Genomic DNA, 13,993 nt, shown 5'->3' on the forward strand with positions numbered 1-13,993 from the left:
GCGCTCACGCCGCGGCGTCGGGACCGACGATGCGGCACGGGATCTCGGTGTTCTCGTCGAGATACCAACTCGCGCAAACCCGGTGATAGCCGTCGGCGATCTGTGCGGGAAGACCGCGCGTGAGGTCCCCGTGCACGATAAGCACGGGCGACAACGGCTTTCCCGCACGGACCTTGCGGAGATCGTCGGCGACGTGCGGGTTGTCCGTGGGGAGAATCGGCAGACCCGCCGCACGGAGGATGTCCTTCGCCTTCTTCGTCACCGTCGCCCTTGTCCGCAGAGCGGCGACGAGAGAACCTGCGCGCTCAGGGGCGGCGATCAGGCGGAGATAGTCCTCCGCCGCGGGGAAGTCGTGCTCGTCGGGGTCGTTCTTCCAGATCGGGTCGGCCATGAGGACATTGTGCTCCGCGGCAGCGTCAGAGCCGGGTGCGACGCGTCATGAGTCGTGCGCGCGACGTTTCCCGTCGCGGTGCACGGCGAAGTCGGCGAGCGCCGTCGAAGTCGGCAGATCCACCCACAGCCGGAGGCTTCCCGGTCGGGACCCGACGCCGTTGATGAGAGCGGCGCCTCCGAGGCGGTGCAGGATCGGTGCGACCGAGACGGCGACCTCGTGCGGCAGTGAGCCGACACCTCGCCCGTTGGAGGAGACGGCGACCGAAGCGACGTCGTGCCGGGTCGGTGCGACGTGGCGCATGACGTAGGTGCGCCGCTCATCACCGCGCCGCTCGCGGTCGTTGACCAGGAAATGCGTCTTCTCGAGCGCGACCCGACGCGTCGCGAGCCCCCGCAGATCGGGCAGATCGTCGTGTCGGCTGACACGACCGGTCACGATGTGCACCATCTCTTCCCACCAGGCAGGCATGGCACCGTCCCTTCAGGTCGGTATGCCATCACCGCAGTGGAGCATGTCCCCACCATCTCACAGCGGCCTGTGGGAGTGCTGACCGCGCCTCTCGGGCGCCGGTCCGCACGATCCGGCCCGCCGGGCGGGAAAGGCGCGTAGGGTCGGGACCATGTGGACCGTACTCATCATCCTGCTCGTCGCCTGGGCAGTACTGTCCATCGTCGGCTTCGCCTTCCCGGGCCTGCTGTGGCTCGCCATCATCGGCATCGTGCTGTTCATCGGCACGATCGTCTTCGGCATCATCCGGCAGCGTTCGCGCCGGCCCCGAAGCTGACCGAGGCGGCGAGGGCGACGACGGCCGCGGCTCGCTCGCGCTCGCTCTCCGCCGTCTTCTCGTCGCGCCGCGCGGCCGCATCGCGACGCTCGTGCGCGTGGTCACTGATGGCGGCGAGACGTTCGGCGAGCACGCTGCCCAGGCCGTCGCGGAGCTCTTCGAGAGTGGTGTTCGCGATCTCCAGCCGACGGTCGGAGACCGTGAGCTCGACCGTGGGATACCCCTCACGGACGAGGGTCTCCCGCGTCTCATCGCCGAGGATCTCGGCGATCTCCTCACGCTGCGGGCGCCGAGTGAACACCGCCTCGACGGTGTAGCGGGCGGGGGCGTCGGCAGTCATCAGCGCGGACGGCAGAGAACCGACCAGCACCGATCCGAGGCCGAGGGGGGCGCTGGCGGACGAGGTCGTGGTCGTGCTCGGTGTACTCATGGCCTGACGGTACGCCCCGAAGATGTGCGGCTCACAGCTTCGAGGCGCACGGACCGTCGATCAGGCGTCAGCGCGGGACGGCAGCACCCAACCCGCTCGCGGGAAGTGGCAGGTGTAGCCGTTCGGATAGCGCAGCAGGTAGTCCTGATGCTCGGGCTCCGCCTCCCAGAACGATCCAAGGGGCTCGATCGTGGTGACGGCGGGAGCCGGCCACAGGCCGGAGGCGTCGACGTCGGCGATGGTGTCACGAGCGACGCGCTCCTGCTCGGGCGTGACGGGGAAGATGGCCGAACGGTAGCTCGTACCGATGTCGTTGCCCTGGCGGTTCAGCGTCGACGGGTCGTGGATCTGGAAGAAGAACGCCAGGATGTCACGGTAGGTGGTCGCGCTCGGGTCGAACACGATCTCGACCGCCTCGGCGTGACCGGGGTGATTGCGGTAGGTCGCATGGTCGTTCTGACCTCCCGTGTACCCCACGCGGGTGCTGATCACTCCGGGCTGGCGACGGATCAGATCCTCCATTCCCCAGAAGCAGCCGCCCGCGAGAATCGCGGTCTCGGTGCCGGCCGGCTGGGTGATCGCTCCGGTGTCGCTGGGTCCGCTGGTCATGCTGCATCCTCCTCGGAAGTGGGGCTGTCGGGGGTGGGGAAAAGGCCGAGATACTCACCGTAACCCTGGTCTGCGAGCTCATCGACGGGCACGAAGCGCAGCGACGCCGAGTTCATGCAGTAGCGCAGTCCGCCCTCGGCGCGCGGGCCGTCGTCGAAGACGTGACCGAGGTGGCTGTCCGCGCCGGAGGAGCGCACCTCGGTGCGTGTCATCCAGAGCGTCCGATCGGTGGTCGTGACCACGGCATCCGGATCGATCGGGCGGGTGAAGCTCGGCCAGCCGGTGCCGCTGTCGAACTTGTCGCTCGACGAGAACAGCGGCTGTCCCGAGACGACATCGACGTAGATGCCGTCCTCGTGCAGATCCCAGTAGGCGTTGCGAAACGGCGGCTCGGTGCCGTCGTCCTGCGTCACGGCGTACTGCTGCTCGGTGAGGCGACTGAGCGCCTCGGGGGTCTTGCGGTAGTCCTTCGACATGGTGTCTCCTCTGCGACACCGCTGGCTGCGGCGTCACTGGTTCCAACAGAGGATGCGCCGGTTTTGGTCCCATGAGGCTGGGTGCCGGCTGTGAGTTGTGCTGTCGGGGTCTTTCGACTGTGAGCGGCATTGGCAGGAATGCGACGAGGCTCGGCTGCTCACGGCATCCGCCCCCGGTGCCGCGATCGCGAAACTGAAGGCATGCACCTCACGGACTTCCGCGCGCCCGACACCCTCGCCGCGCGGGGTGCACTCGAGCTCGCCCGGCAATACCAGTCACCCGCCCTCACCGCGCACGCGCTGCGCTCGTGGATCTGGGCCGAAGCCTTCGCGCGCGTCGACGGCATCGCGGATGTCGATCACGAGCTACTGTATGTCGCCGCGGTGCTGCACGACATCGGCACCGTGACCGCGTTCGACAACCACACGATCTCGTACGAGCACGCCGGCGGTCACGTCGGTGTCGCACTCACGGTGGGCGCGGGATGGCCCGCGGAGCGTCGCGCCCGCGTGCTCGATGTGATCGTGCGTCACAACTGGCCGCGGGTCGATCCCGCGATGGATGCCGAGGGCTACCTCCTGGAGGTCGCGACGGGGCTCGACATCTCGGGTGCCAGGCCGGAGGCGCTTCCCGAAGCGTTTCACCGCGAGGTGCTCGCGGTCTATCCCCGGGGAGCGCTCGCCGCGGAGTTCGGCGCCTGCGTCGTCGACCAAGCCACACGCAAGCCCGACACCGCCGCCCGGCGCCTCGTCGAGGGCGGTGTCGTCGCGAAACTGGCGGCCAACCCGCTCGAGCGGCTGTAAGCGCGGCATCGCGGCGAGCTCTGATCGGGTGCCGCGGAGTGCATCAGGTCAGAGCCCGTTCTCGCGCAGCCAGGCGCGGATCCGCCGGCGCGCATTGGCGTACGGCGACGACGTATTGAGCTGGATCATCCGCCCGGCCGTGTACGTTCCGTACCAGTTCGCTCCGTAGAGATCGCCATCGCTGAGTCTGCGGATCAGCGCGACGATATCGTGGTTCGCCTTCTCGAATCGGATCAACAGCTCCTCCCACGACAGTGTCGAGCAGTCGGCGTAGAACCGATGCGCGAGCTGTCCCAGATGATTCCACGCGAAGCCCTCTGCCGGGAGGGAGGGCTCCATGCCGGCATCGCCCTGACGATGCCACCGCAGAACGAGCTCGTTCCAACCGATGAGGTAGGCGACCAGATCGGCCGGGCTCATCATCGTGTCGGCGACGTGGCCCGGCATCGTCAGATCTCGAGCCCGTTCCGCTGGGACGCGATCCAGGTCGCGCGCGAGCCTCTCGTACCCATCGACGACCGCCTCCAGCAGCTCAGCCTTGGTCGTCGGAACCGTCACGTCGTCCTCCGCGTCCCGTGAGATCCTGACCGAAGCACACAGACACCTCGGAGCCGATGTACGCGCCGAAGAGCGGGATGGGCTCGTACCCCTCACGCCGGTAGAAGCGCATCGCATCGGGCTGCGCCGTACCGGTCTCGAGGACGATGCGCTGTGCTCCGAGACGTCGCGCCTCCTCCTCCAGACCGCGCAGGATCGCGGTGGCGACCCCTGTCCCACGCGCCGACGGCGCCGCGTACATGCGCTTGATCTCCACGACTCCGGGACCGAGCACGTCGTCCGACAGCGGGCGCAGTCCGCCGCAGGCGATCGGGCTGCCGTGTTCGTCGCGCGCGACGAGGAAGACCGGCACGTCGCCCGCCGATGGCGCGACGCCCGGTTCGTGATCGTCGGACCCGTAGCGCGCGTCGAGCTCCTCCCGCTGGGCGCGACGCAGGCGGTCGGCGTCGGCGTCATCGAACGGGGTGAGCGCGAGAGTCCAGAGCAAGAAAGCCTTTCGATCATCCACCGAGCAGCTGCTGCACGCTCTCCATCAGATTCTGGCCCATGTTCTCACCGCGTGATCACGAGGGGCGGCTGCTCAGCGGAAGAGGTCGACATGATCGCGGGCCCATGCCCGGAAGGAGCGGGCACGGCGACCGGTGATGCGGGTGTATTCGCCAGAGATGTCCGGCACGGCGCCGACGGCTTCGCGCCAGTCTTTGATGATCTGACGGACCCATACTTCCGGCACATGGCGCGACAACAGCGCAGCCGCTTCGGCTTCGGTCTGTTCGACGACAACGAGGTGTCGACCGATCTCGGCACCGATCGCGGCGACTTGCTCCCGCAGACTGAGCCGCGCGGGCCCCGTCAGCACGGGCGTGGCCCCGATCAGGGAGTCGCCCGTGAGTGCCGCGACAGCGACATCTGCGATGTCCGCCTCATGAACCGGCGCTTGCACGGCGTCCGGGTAGGGCAAGGCCACGATGCCGTCCACCTTGATGCTCCACCTCCACCGCGCGGCATTGCTCGCAAACCCGCCCGGACGCACGAAGGTGTAGTCCACGCCCGATCCGCGAACCGCCTGCTCGACACGCAGAAACCTCGAGGCGTTGAAATCGCCCTCCGCGTCCGGAGACGTGACGGATGAGGACGACAGCAGCACGACATGCCGCACGCCCGACCGTGCCACGTCGAGAGCGACGGCCTCGGGATCATCGACATCCGCATAGAGGAAGAGACGCTCCGCGCCGGTCAAGGCGGCGCGGAGCGACGCCGAATCGTTCACGTCGGCGGCGACCACCGACACGCCCCGCGGCACAGCCAGCTTCTCAGGATGACGACTCGTCGCCCGCACGTCCACTCCCCGCTCCCACAACCCCGCGAGCACCGCTCCCCCGACCGCACCGCTTGCACCTACGACCACAACCGTCATCGCGTCCCATCCTTCTCATTTACGAACAGCGTTCGCGAACAATGTTCGTCTAGAACGTCGATCGCGTCAAGCCGCTACGCTCGGTGCATGCGATCACGCGCGGAGCCCACCTCGCGGCGGAGCCGACCCGCGAAAACGCCTCTGTCGCGGCAGTCGATCCTCGATGCGACGATGGCGCTCATCCGCGAGCGCGGTGTTGAGGCGGTGACCTTGCGAGATGTCGCAAAGTCAGTGGATACCGGAGCTGCGTCGCTCTACGCGTACTTCGACAACCGCGATGTGCTGCTCGAGTACGCACTCGACGCCGCCTACGCCGAGGTGCCGCTGGTCGAAGCAGCGGAGGGCGACTGGCGAGGCGCATTGGCCGCCACCATCACGAGCACGATCACCACGCTCGAGTCCTATCCGGGCCTCGGCGCGGTGGCGTTGGGGTCGATCCCCACGCACCTCGGTGCGCTGCGACTGGCGGAGCACGAGCTCGCGCTGATGGAGCTCGGGGGGCTGGATCCCCATGCAGCGGCGTTAGCGATCGACCTGATCGCGCAGTTCGCGGCAGCCACGGCCGTTGAGGGCACCGGGCGGCGCCGTCTGGCGCGCGCCGACCGCTACCGAGCCGCGGCGAGGTCGGTATATGAGAGCGCCGGCGCTCAGCAGTTCCCTCGCGTGGCGGCGCTCGCGACCGCGTTGACCGGCGCCGATGCCCAATCTCGACGCGACTTCGCGATCGAGGTCATCCTCAGCGGATTGGCGCAGGCGTCGGCCTCCGATCACCCGCACCACGACGCGTAGATCTCGGGCGCGGTCCCGCTCAGGGCCCTCGCCTACCGGTCGTCGCTCGCCCCGGCCGGAGTCAGGCTGTCGCGAGCCCAGGCGCCGAGATCGTCGAGCACGGGCAGCAGGCGGCGACCCGCGTCGGTCAGTTCGTACGAGACCGAGATGGGCGGGCCGGGGTCGACGGTGCGCACGGCGAGCCCCGCCCCAGCGAGTTCCGTCAAACGGTCGGAGAGCACCGCGTCGCTGATGCCCGATACTGCCCGGCGCAGTCCGACGAACGTCGTCACTCCCGCCCCCAGAGACGACAGGATCATTCCGTTCCACCGTTTGCCGAGCACCGAGAAGGCGAGCGTCACCGCAGCGTCGCACGCCCCGTGCTCGCCATCGCCCGTTGCGTCGTCCATCAGCCCATCCTAGTCGTGCTACATTCTCGCTAGTCGCTTCGTTTTTCCTAGCAACTCTCATTTTACGATCGGAGTGATATGTCGCTGTTCCGTCTGGATGCCAGCATTCTGCCCGCCACGAGTGCCAGCAGGTCGCTCGCCGACCTGGTCGAGCGTGAGTGGCTTACCGCCCACCCCGATTCGGTCGTCACGCGACGCGATCTCGCCGCCGACCCGATCCCGGCGACCGCGTGGGCGGATGCCGTCACCGCAGGATTCGTCGGCGACGACGAGCGCACCGAGCGGCAGCGCGAGGCGCGAGCGCTCGCGGCGACGCTGGCGGATGAGCTCATCGGCGCCGAAGCGCTGCTCTTCGCGATTCCCCTCTACAACTACGGCATCTCGCAGCACGTCAAGACGTGGTTCGACCTGGCGTACACCGACCCGCGTATCGATCCTCAGGGAACCGCACTGCGGGGAAAGCCCGCGACCCTCGTCACGGTGCTCGGCGGCAACTACGCGCCGGGAACGCCGAAAGAAGGCTGGGATCACTCCACGGCGTGGCTGCGCCGCGTGCTCGCCGACGTGTGGGGACTCGATCTGCGCGTCGTCGAGCGCCCGTTCACGCTCGTCGGTGTGAACCCGGCCCTGGACGCGTTCACGGATGCCGCCGCGGCCCTCAAGGCCAAGGCGGAAACCGACGCCGTGGCGTACGGGCGCGAGGTGGCCGCGACGAGGCGCTCCTCGGCCGCCTGACGGCGGCGTGGAGGCGCGGGGTGGGGGCCGTCGGGTGCGCGGCCCCACCCTCGCCGGGCAGCGATGTCACGGGGCAGGTCAGCGCCGGAAAGATCTGTCGGCAGGCGGACCCAACGGTCCGAAGATCACGAAGACAAAGAGGCTCTTCGGAATTAGGGGTGTAGCGCGGGTCTGAAGCCTCCGGCTTCGAGCAGTGATCTCGCGATGTAGTGGGTGAGGTTGCGGAAGCCGAGGGCGGAGCCGCGAAGGTGCTCGAGCCGGCCGTTGATGGCCTCCGTTGGGCCGTTGCTCGTTCCGGGGCGGTCGAAGAACGCGAGGATGTCCGCGGCGCGCTGCTTCAGCGTGCGGCCGAGGCGACGGACCTCTTTGAGCAGCGCGGGAACGCCGTTGCTGACAGAGTCAATCACCGCCCGCATCATCTCCTTCGCCTTGTTCTTGTCGGGTTCGCGGTAGGCGGCGACGATGCGCTGGTAGATGCCCCAGGTCGCTTCGACCTCGACGTGCTCCTCGGCGGCGAACACCGCGTCGAGCCGCGCGGTCTGCTTCTCGGTGAGGAAGCTCGCGCCGGTGTGGAGGGTGCGGCGGACCCCGTAGAGCGGGTCGCCGGCGTGACCGCGGTGCCCGAGAGTGTCCTGCTGAACCCTCTGCCGGCAGCGGTCCAGCGCGTCGCCCGCGAGACGGACGACATGGAACGGGTCCATCACCGGGACCGCGTCGGGGAGCTCTTCGGCCGCGGCGGTCTTGAACCCGGAGAACCCGTCCATCGCGACCACCTCGATCCGGCTCGACCACTCCGCAGGCCGGGCGGCGAGCCACTCCTTGAACACCTGCTTCGAGCGGCCCTCGACCATGTCCAGCAGCCTGGCCGGGCCCGTCTTGTTCCTCGCGGGGGTGAGGTCGATGATCACGGTCACGTACTTCTCGCCAAACCGTGTGTGACGCCAGACGTGCTCGTCGACACCGATCGTGGTGACCCCGTCGAACCTCGCCGGGTCGTCGATCAGGCGACGCTTGCCTTCGGCGATGATCGCGGTGTTCGCGGTATGCCACGACACCCCGAGCCCTGCTGCGGCGCGGGAGACGGTGAGGTGGTCGACCACGATCGCCGTGAGTGCCCACCCGATCCCGCCGCGGGAGATCTTCGCCCTCGGCGCCGCCGCCTTCGACGTGTCCTGCCGCCAGGTCCGGCGGCAGTGCGTGCACCGGTAGCGGCGCACCCGGACCAGCAGCGTCGTCGGCCGATGCCCGAACGGCTCATGCGCCAGCGGCCGCGTCACCGTGTCACGCGGCACGCCCTCCGCGCCGCACTTCCGACACCACGGGTCGTCCTCGACGACGCGGCACTCCAGCACCGCCCGATCAGGCTCGAGCAGCTGCCCGACGGCTTGAAGGCCGAGCTCGTCAAGACGGCAGAACGTGGTCAGGTCAGGGGTCGCGAACGTAGGGTGGTGCAAGTCGAGGTCTTCCGGCGGATGGTGAGCGTGAGAACTTCCATCCTGGAAGACCTCGACGCCCATCCGCGAACCAGCCGGCGGTCCCGGGCTACACCCTCAACTGCGAAGAGCCGACAAAGAATCACGCCCACGAAACGACAACCACCGCCCACATCACGCGCTGGTACCAGCCGACGGTGACGAGGCCGCGCGAGCACTCCGCCCCGTCAAGACTTCCCGGACCATCATCAGAACGAAAGCCAAAAAACTAAGGGGAATCGCAAAAAGAGAGAGCTCAGTGATGATCCCGGGCAGGACTGACCGGGCTGGTCTTTCACGAGCTACGCCACACCTTCGCCACGCTCGCGCTGGAGTCGGGACAGCTCTCGATGTACGAACTTTCGGTGGCGATGGGCCACGAGTCTGAAGCCGTCACGAACAAGGTCTACGCACACCTGCGCAAGCGCGACCACAGCGCCAAGCGTGCGGCGTTCTCTGCGTTCCTCGCGCAGCAGAGCACGACACCCGCGCCAGTGGCCGCCATCAGAGGGTAAGCCGCTCACAATATGATCGGCGCATGCCACTCAACCGTCGCGACAGGTTCGCACTGAAGAGCCAGATGGTCGACGTGATCAATGAGGATCGGGACTGGACATTCCAACGCACCAATATGTTGCTGACCGAATACGGATGCTCCGCGCTAAGTCCCTACGACAACGAGGGCGAGTTCACATTCGCGGACAGCATCAAAGACCTAGGCGATGCCGACCTGTTGGAGATGTTCTCGCTAGTCACAGGCGTCGAGCCTGAAGCAGTTCAGAGTCAGATTGAGACCGTCGACTCGTCGCTTTGGAAGCCTGGGTATGTGCGCCTGTTCGTCTCCCACTCCGCGGTGCACAAGAAGTTCATTGGGCAAGTGGCCGATGAACTGGCGGTGTCCGGCATCCACGCTTTCGTCGCTCACGACACGATGGAAGTTGAACAGCCCTGGCAGGACCAAATTGAAGTGGCTTTGCGATCGATGCAAGCATTCGTCGCCGTGATCCATCCCGAGTTCCTGCCGAGCGCGTGGTGCCAACAAGAAGTTGGATGGGCGCTAGGTAGAGGAGTCCCGCGCTACGTCGTCCGGTATCCCTCGGATCCGGCTGGATTCATCAGCCGGACTCAATGGCCGCAGGGCACCGCAATGAATCATCGGCAAGTTGCGGGTCTCATCCTGGAGTGGGTGAGCCGGATTCCGGAGTTCTCCGATCAGATCGTGAGCGGCCTGCTGGCTGCGCTTAGGACGGCTGGAAACTACATGGATGCCGGATCCACCGCGAGCCGGATAGCCACGATCAACACGCTGACTCCTGAGCAGTGGTCAGAGCTTGCCGACATATTCCACACCAACGACCAGGTCGGCGGGGGCGTCCTCGCTCGTCGTGCCTTGGAGCCGTTCTACACCGAGCATGGACAGGACTGGCCACCCGCGGACCCGGCCGCACCCGACCCCTTCTGACCCTGCCGATCTAGATCGGATCAGCCGTCACGACACCATCGTTGGAGACGTGTTCGGTCCAGCGCGCGCCGTCCCACCAGCGGTGCTGGTGTCGACCATGCGGGTCGGTTGCCCATTGAGCCGGGACCGGAGGCGGGGGCGGCGGCGGAGCGCTCGGAGGCGGCGATGGATGAGAGGCGACCTCGGCCTCTTGTGCCGTTGAGGCCGACGGCACAGACTTGCCTTCACGCAGCCTCGCAGCCTCGTCGGCGACGTCGGCCTTGGCTCGGTCGATGGTTGCGATGGCACGGTCTACGTTCATCTTTGCCTGAGCGTAGGGCTGCAAGGCGCTGGCCTGGTTGCCCGCCAGCTTGCGCCCCTGAGCCGCTCGCCCACGTGCCATTGCTGCGCGGGTTTTGCTACCCATGAACATTCCGACTGTCTGGCCGGACTGTCGATTCGCCAGCTTCGCGTCCTGGAACTGCTCACGAATAGAACGCTCAGCCTCGGTGAGCTCGCGCTTGTAGTCGCGCAGGTCGCGGACACCCGCCGAGAGGACACGCTTTGCCTCTGCCAGATCACCCGCGTCTGCCGCTCGTTGCGCCTCTGCCTCCGTCGCAGCCGCGATGTCGAGGATGCGCTGGTTCAGGTCGTTCTTCGCCACAGGCACATCCTGGCAGAAGCAGCGACTAGTCCTCGAGAATCTGCCTGCCTACATTCTTGATGTCGTGGCCCCACGCTTTGCCGCGCTCACCAAGCACCCCTTGAATTGATGCCATTGAGACAAGGTCAAGCCATCTCTGGAGGCTGTCAGCTATCCGCTCGTTCAGTCGTCGGTAGAACTCGTCCGAGAGCGAGTAGTCCTGCAGCATTCGTTGCCAAAGATCCTTCAGCTCGGGATCACTGTCGAGCGCTGCCGCCTCTGCGGCATCCCAGAACACCTGCGGGCTCTCCTCCCGCTGCGGGTTGTCGGCCAGCGCGTCGAGATGAAAGAAGCGACCTTCTTGTCCGTACCGGTTCAGCGCAGCCACGACAAAGGGCCACACGGGATCGTTGTCTAGCGCCGCGAGAGCTTCGTCGACCCAGTAGCGGTGTGTGGCACGGACCGCATTCTGACGAATGGCATCGCGGAGTAGTTCTTCCATCTTGATGAGATCGTGGCGGTACTCGTTCTTCAAAACTCGCGCCGGTATCCATACCCGCTGCGCCTCGACATGAAGCAATCCCAGAGACAGTTTGAGGAGCTTCTCTACGCCGATGGAGAGCATCGTCATGATCGGGTCGCGCGTCGTCTCAATGAAAGCCGCCGTTCGCAACGTTCGCACCCCGTAGGCGGCTAGGTGCTTCGCAGAATCGGACTCCTGGATGAGGTTGGTTTCCTGGAGCATTGACAGATCGTCGTCGTAGCGATTCGGCATGGCGTCATTCTGGCTGACACTTGCGGAAAGCCGGAGTCCTTCCGGAGTCCCACCCTGTTTCGGGCAAAGACAGAGCCCCGGCAGATCCTCAGATCTACCGGGGCTTTCTCTGTCGGGATGACAGGATTTGAACCTGCGACCCCTTGACCCCCAGTCAAGTGCGCTACCAAGCTGCGCCACATCCCGGTCTGCTGTCCGCTCGCGGACAACTCCCCTATCCTACCGGTTCCGCGGGGTGCTCGCGAACGCGTGTCGCAGGTCTGGAGTACGGTCTGGCCATGAGCCAGATCGAGATCGTCCCGGCATCCGTCGATCGCTTCGCCGACGCGGAGCACGCTCTCACCGGCGGAGGCGACGGCGCCTCGTGCTGGTGCCAGTGGTGGATGCTGCGCAACAAGGACTTCCAGGCCGCCACCACCGACGAGCGTCGCGAATTGCTGCGGGGCGACCTCGCCGCTTCCCCGGCCTCCGCGCTCATCGCGTACCTCGACGGCGTCGCCGCCGGGTGGGTCAAGGTGTCACCGCGACCGGATCAGCCGCGTCTGGCCGCCACGCGCGCTTTCCAGCAATCGCCAGAGCCGTTCGACGACGAGTCCGTCTGGGCGATCACGTGCTTCGTGGTGCGTAAGGAGTTCCGCGGCGAGGGGCTCGCCGGTCAGCTCCTGGACGCCGCCGTCGACCACGCCCGTACCCACGGTGCGCGCGTCATCGAGGGCTACCCGGTCGACGCCAGCGCGCGAAAGACGTCGTCGAACGAGCTCTTCCACGGCGCTCTCTCGAGCTTCGTCGACGCGGGGTTCGTCGAGGTGGCCAGACCCGGCCCCACACGACCGATCGTCTCGCTCACGGTGGCGTGACTGGGCACCAGATCGACACGGCAGAATCGAGGGATGAGCGAGCCGTCCGTCCGCATCGACAGCTGGCTGTGGGCCGTGCGCGTCTACAAGACCCGTTCCGCCGCAACCACGGCATGCCGCGCCGGCCACGTGCGCATCGGCGGAGAGAAGGCGAAAGCCTCACAACCCGTGCGTATCGGCGATGAGATCCGCGTACGCATCGCCGGCTTCGACCGGATGCTGGTCGTCCGACAACTGCTCACCAAACGTGTCGGAGCGCCGATCGCCTCCGTCGCCGCCGAAGACCGCACCCCGCCGCGGGAGCCCGTCGCCCTGCTCGCCGTCCGCGATCGCGGCGCGGGAAGACCCACCAAACGCGAGCGCCGCGACATCGATCGGCTGCGCGGACGCGACGATCCCACTCCCGACACCGCCGACTGACCGAGGACCTACTCGGCCGACAGCCACGACGGGCCGTGGGTCGCGGCACCCAAAGCCGTCACCCGTTCACGCAGCGCGCGATCGCTCGTCACGACCGTCACCGACCGACCGGCTTCGATGAGCATCGTCGTCTCGTCGACGATCGTGTCGTCGCCTTCGCCCGCCGCACGCACGACAACGAGCTCGGCGACATCGTCGACGGCACGAGCCTGCCCCTCCACCACCACGCAGACCTCCGGGAACCACACGTCAGCGGGGAGGCCCAACCGACCGGCATCCAGTCCGTCCTCGGCAAGGCTGCGCAGCCGTTCGAGCAGCCGCGCCGTTGCGCCCGCGCGGTCCTTCCACCACCCGTCGGGCACCGGCCCCACGACGTTCGCGGCATCCACGACGACCGCGGGCCGCACCGCCAGCAGCGACCGCAGCAGCGGCCACGACGCGGCGAAGCCGGGATGCAGCGGATACGAGTCGACGGCATCCACCGGCACCCACGCCAACTCACGGCTCTCCGGATCGCTGATGACCGCTTCGAACGGCTCGACGACATCCGCGACGACGGTCGCGTAGCTCCAGACGCCGACGTCGTACAGGCTGATCAGCCGGGGCCGGACAGCGGATGCCGGCACGCCCGCCTCCTCCGCCGATTCCCGCAGCGCGGCCTCGCCCGCCGACTCGTTCTCGTGACGCGCCCCGCCGGGCAGACCCCAGGTGTCGCCGAAGTGGCTCCACGCCACGCGATGCTGCAGCAGCACCCCGCGATCGGGGTCGAACGCGAGGAGACCTGCCGCGCCGAAACGGCCCCAGTACTTCGTGCCGTCGTCTGCGATCACCCACGCATCACCGGGATCGCGCGGCCCATCCGGGCGGCGCGGCTCTCCGGGAGCGGGAGGCACGATCGTCACTCGCCCAGCCTGTCACACCGCGATGCGAGCGAGAGCCGCGAGGCGCGGTTTTGCACGGCGCATGACTCCGCGACACGCGCATATCTAGGGACGACAGC

Annotated in this window: 21 protein-coding genes and 1 tRNA gene; 8 read left to right on the forward strand and 14 right to left on the reverse strand. The window is 67.3% G+C overall.

Annotated features, from left to right (window positions below; genetic code table 11):
• Positions 1-4 precede the first annotated feature (4 nt).
• Positions 5-391, reverse strand: coding sequence for a hypothetical protein (locus tag HMPREF1529_RS14870; protein WP_016465388.1), 387 nt, complete (start codon positions 389-391; stop codon positions 5-7).
• Between the two features lie 45 nt (positions 392-436).
• Entirely contained in the window at positions 437-862 is a 426-nt protein-coding gene (locus HMPREF1529_RS14875) for a hypothetical protein (protein ID WP_005049021.1), read from the reverse strand.
• Between the two features lie 151 nt (positions 863-1,013).
• Here HMPREF1529_RS14875 and HMPREF1529_RS16215 point away from each other — a divergent pair, with 151 nt between their 5' ends.
• Positions 1,014-1,178, forward strand: a complete 165-nt coding sequence (locus HMPREF1529_RS16215; protein ID WP_005049019.1) for a hypothetical protein — start codon at positions 1,014-1,016, stop codon at positions 1,176-1,178.
• On the opposite strand, the gene HMPREF1529_RS14885 is transcribed toward HMPREF1529_RS16215, so the two are convergent.
• Genes HMPREF1529_RS14885 through msrB form a run of 3 tightly spaced genes read right to left on the reverse strand, consistent with a single transcriptional unit; the run spans position 1,144 to position 2,693 of the window.
• Positions 1,144-1,608, reverse strand: coding sequence for a hypothetical protein (locus tag HMPREF1529_RS14885; protein WP_005049017.1), 465 nt, complete (start codon positions 1,606-1,608; stop codon positions 1,144-1,146). The genes HMPREF1529_RS16215 and HMPREF1529_RS14885 overlap by 35 nt on opposite strands.
• A gap of 60 nt (positions 1,609-1,668) precedes the next feature.
• Entirely contained in the window at positions 1,669-2,217 is a 549-nt protein-coding gene (msrA, locus tag HMPREF1529_RS14890) for a peptide-methionine (S)-S-oxide reductase MsrA (RefSeq protein WP_016465389.1), read from the reverse strand.
• Positions 2,214-2,693: a peptide-methionine (R)-S-oxide reductase MsrB gene (msrB, locus tag HMPREF1529_RS14895; RefSeq protein WP_016465390.1), complete on the reverse strand. Its 480-nt coding sequence runs from the start codon at positions 2,691-2,693 to the stop codon at positions 2,214-2,216. The genes msrA and msrB overlap by 4 nt, the downstream gene beginning before the upstream one ends.
• Positions 2,694-2,894: 201 nt before the next feature.
• Between msrB and HMPREF1529_RS14900 the strand changes: the two genes are divergently transcribed.
• Positions 2,895-3,497, forward strand: a complete 603-nt coding sequence (locus HMPREF1529_RS14900; protein WP_016465391.1) for an HD domain-containing protein — start codon at positions 2,895-2,897, stop codon at positions 3,495-3,497.
• Positions 3,498-3,545: 48 nt separating this feature from the next.
• Here the strand turns inward: HMPREF1529_RS14900 and HMPREF1529_RS14905 are convergent, their stop codons facing one another.
• From HMPREF1529_RS14905 to HMPREF1529_RS14915, 3 genes are all read right to left on the reverse strand, one after another.
• The gene (locus tag HMPREF1529_RS14905) at positions 3,546-4,055 is read right to left on the reverse strand and encodes a ClbS/DfsB family four-helix bundle protein (RefSeq protein WP_016465392.1); all 510 of its coding nucleotides are present in this window, start codon (positions 4,053-4,055) and stop codon (positions 3,546-3,548) included.
• Positions 4,030-4,563 carry a GNAT family N-acetyltransferase gene (locus HMPREF1529_RS14910; RefSeq protein ID WP_016465393.1) on the reverse strand — a complete coding sequence of 178 codons (534 nt, stop codon included), beginning with the start codon at positions 4,561-4,563 and terminating at the stop codon, positions 4,030-4,032. The genes HMPREF1529_RS14905 and HMPREF1529_RS14910 overlap by 26 nt, the downstream gene beginning before the upstream one ends.
• A gap of 72 nt (positions 4,564-4,635) precedes the next feature.
• Entirely contained in the window at positions 4,636-5,472 is an 837-nt protein-coding gene (locus HMPREF1529_RS14915) for an SDR family oxidoreductase (RefSeq protein ID WP_016465394.1), read from the reverse strand.
• Between the two features lie 87 nt (positions 5,473-5,559).
• Between HMPREF1529_RS14915 and HMPREF1529_RS14920 the strand changes: the two genes are divergently transcribed.
• A complete protein-coding gene (locus tag HMPREF1529_RS14920) occupies positions 5,560-6,261 on the forward strand; it encodes a TetR/AcrR family transcriptional regulator (protein ID WP_036283607.1) in 702 nt (233 codons plus the stop codon).
• A 32-nt stretch (positions 6,262-6,293) separates the two neighbouring features.
• Here HMPREF1529_RS14920 and HMPREF1529_RS14925 read toward each other — a convergent pair whose 3' ends face one another.
• Positions 6,294-6,650 carry a winged helix-turn-helix transcriptional regulator gene (locus tag HMPREF1529_RS14925; RefSeq protein WP_016465396.1) on the reverse strand — a complete coding sequence of 119 codons (357 nt, stop codon included), beginning with the start codon at positions 6,648-6,650 and terminating at the stop codon, positions 6,294-6,296.
• 78 nt (positions 6,651-6,728) lie between these two features.
• Between HMPREF1529_RS14925 and HMPREF1529_RS14930 the strand changes: the two genes are divergently transcribed.
• On the forward strand, positions 6,729-7,385 hold the full coding sequence (locus tag HMPREF1529_RS14930; protein WP_016465397.1) for an FMN-dependent NADH-azoreductase: 657 nt from the start codon (positions 6,729-6,731) through the stop codon (positions 7,383-7,385).
• A 152-nt stretch (positions 7,386-7,537) separates the two neighbouring features.
• Here HMPREF1529_RS14930 and HMPREF1529_RS14935 read toward each other — a convergent pair whose 3' ends face one another.
• The gene (locus HMPREF1529_RS14935; RefSeq protein WP_016463282.1) at positions 7,538-8,839 is read right to left on the reverse strand and encodes an ISL3 family transposase; all 1,302 of its coding nucleotides are present in this window, start codon (positions 8,837-8,839) and stop codon (positions 7,538-7,540) included.
• Between the two features lie 296 nt (positions 8,840-9,135).
• Between HMPREF1529_RS14935 and HMPREF1529_RS15755 the strand changes: the two genes are divergently transcribed.
• Positions 9,136-9,372: a tyrosine-type recombinase/integrase gene (locus HMPREF1529_RS15755; protein WP_084675261.1), complete on the forward strand. Its 237-nt coding sequence runs from the start codon at positions 9,136-9,138 to the stop codon at positions 9,370-9,372.
• A 23-nt stretch (positions 9,373-9,395) separates the two neighbouring features.
• Positions 9,396-10,319, forward strand: coding sequence for a toll/interleukin-1 receptor domain-containing protein (locus tag HMPREF1529_RS15455; RefSeq protein ID WP_016465399.1), 924 nt, complete (start codon positions 9,396-9,398; stop codon positions 10,317-10,319).
• A 10-nt stretch (positions 10,320-10,329) separates the two neighbouring features.
• Here the strand turns inward: HMPREF1529_RS15455 and HMPREF1529_RS15995 are convergent, their stop codons facing one another.
• The 3 genes from HMPREF1529_RS15995 to HMPREF1529_RS14955 all read right to left on the reverse strand — a co-directional run bounded on the left by HMPREF1529_RS15995 (position 10,330) and on the right by HMPREF1529_RS14955 (position 11,902).
• Positions 10,330-10,962, reverse strand: a complete 633-nt coding sequence (locus HMPREF1529_RS15995) for a DUF2510 domain-containing protein (RefSeq protein WP_016465400.1) — start codon at positions 10,960-10,962, stop codon at positions 10,330-10,332.
• A 25-nt stretch (positions 10,963-10,987) separates the two neighbouring features.
• A complete protein-coding gene (locus HMPREF1529_RS14950; RefSeq protein ID WP_016465401.1) occupies positions 10,988-11,716 on the reverse strand; it encodes a hypothetical protein in 729 nt (242 codons plus the stop codon).
• Positions 11,717-11,828: 112 nt separating this feature from the next.
• Positions 11,829-11,902 (reverse strand) — tRNA-Pro (locus tag HMPREF1529_RS14955).
• Positions 11,903-11,994: 92 nt separating this feature from the next.
• Between HMPREF1529_RS14955 and HMPREF1529_RS14960 the strand changes: the two genes are divergently transcribed.
• Both HMPREF1529_RS14960 and HMPREF1529_RS14965 read left to right on the forward strand, forming a co-directional pair.
• Entirely contained in the window at positions 11,995-12,573 is a 579-nt protein-coding gene (locus HMPREF1529_RS14960; RefSeq protein WP_016465402.1) for a GNAT family N-acetyltransferase, read from the forward strand.
• A 33-nt stretch (positions 12,574-12,606) separates the two neighbouring features.
• A complete protein-coding gene (locus HMPREF1529_RS14965; protein ID WP_016465403.1) occupies positions 12,607-12,993 on the forward strand; it encodes an RNA-binding S4 domain-containing protein in 387 nt (128 codons plus the stop codon).
• An 8-nt stretch (positions 12,994-13,001) separates the two neighbouring features.
• Here the strand turns inward: HMPREF1529_RS14965 and HMPREF1529_RS14970 are convergent, their stop codons facing one another.
• On the reverse strand, positions 13,002-13,895 hold the full coding sequence (locus HMPREF1529_RS14970; protein WP_016465404.1) for an NUDIX hydrolase: 894 nt from the start codon (positions 13,893-13,895) through the stop codon (positions 13,002-13,004).
• Positions 13,896-13,993: the final 98 nt, after the last annotated feature.

This window comes from Microbacterium sp. oral taxon 186 str. F0373, from assembly GCF_000411455.1.
Classification (GTDB): Bacteria; Actinomycetota; Actinomycetes; order Actinomycetales; family Microbacteriaceae; genus Microbacterium.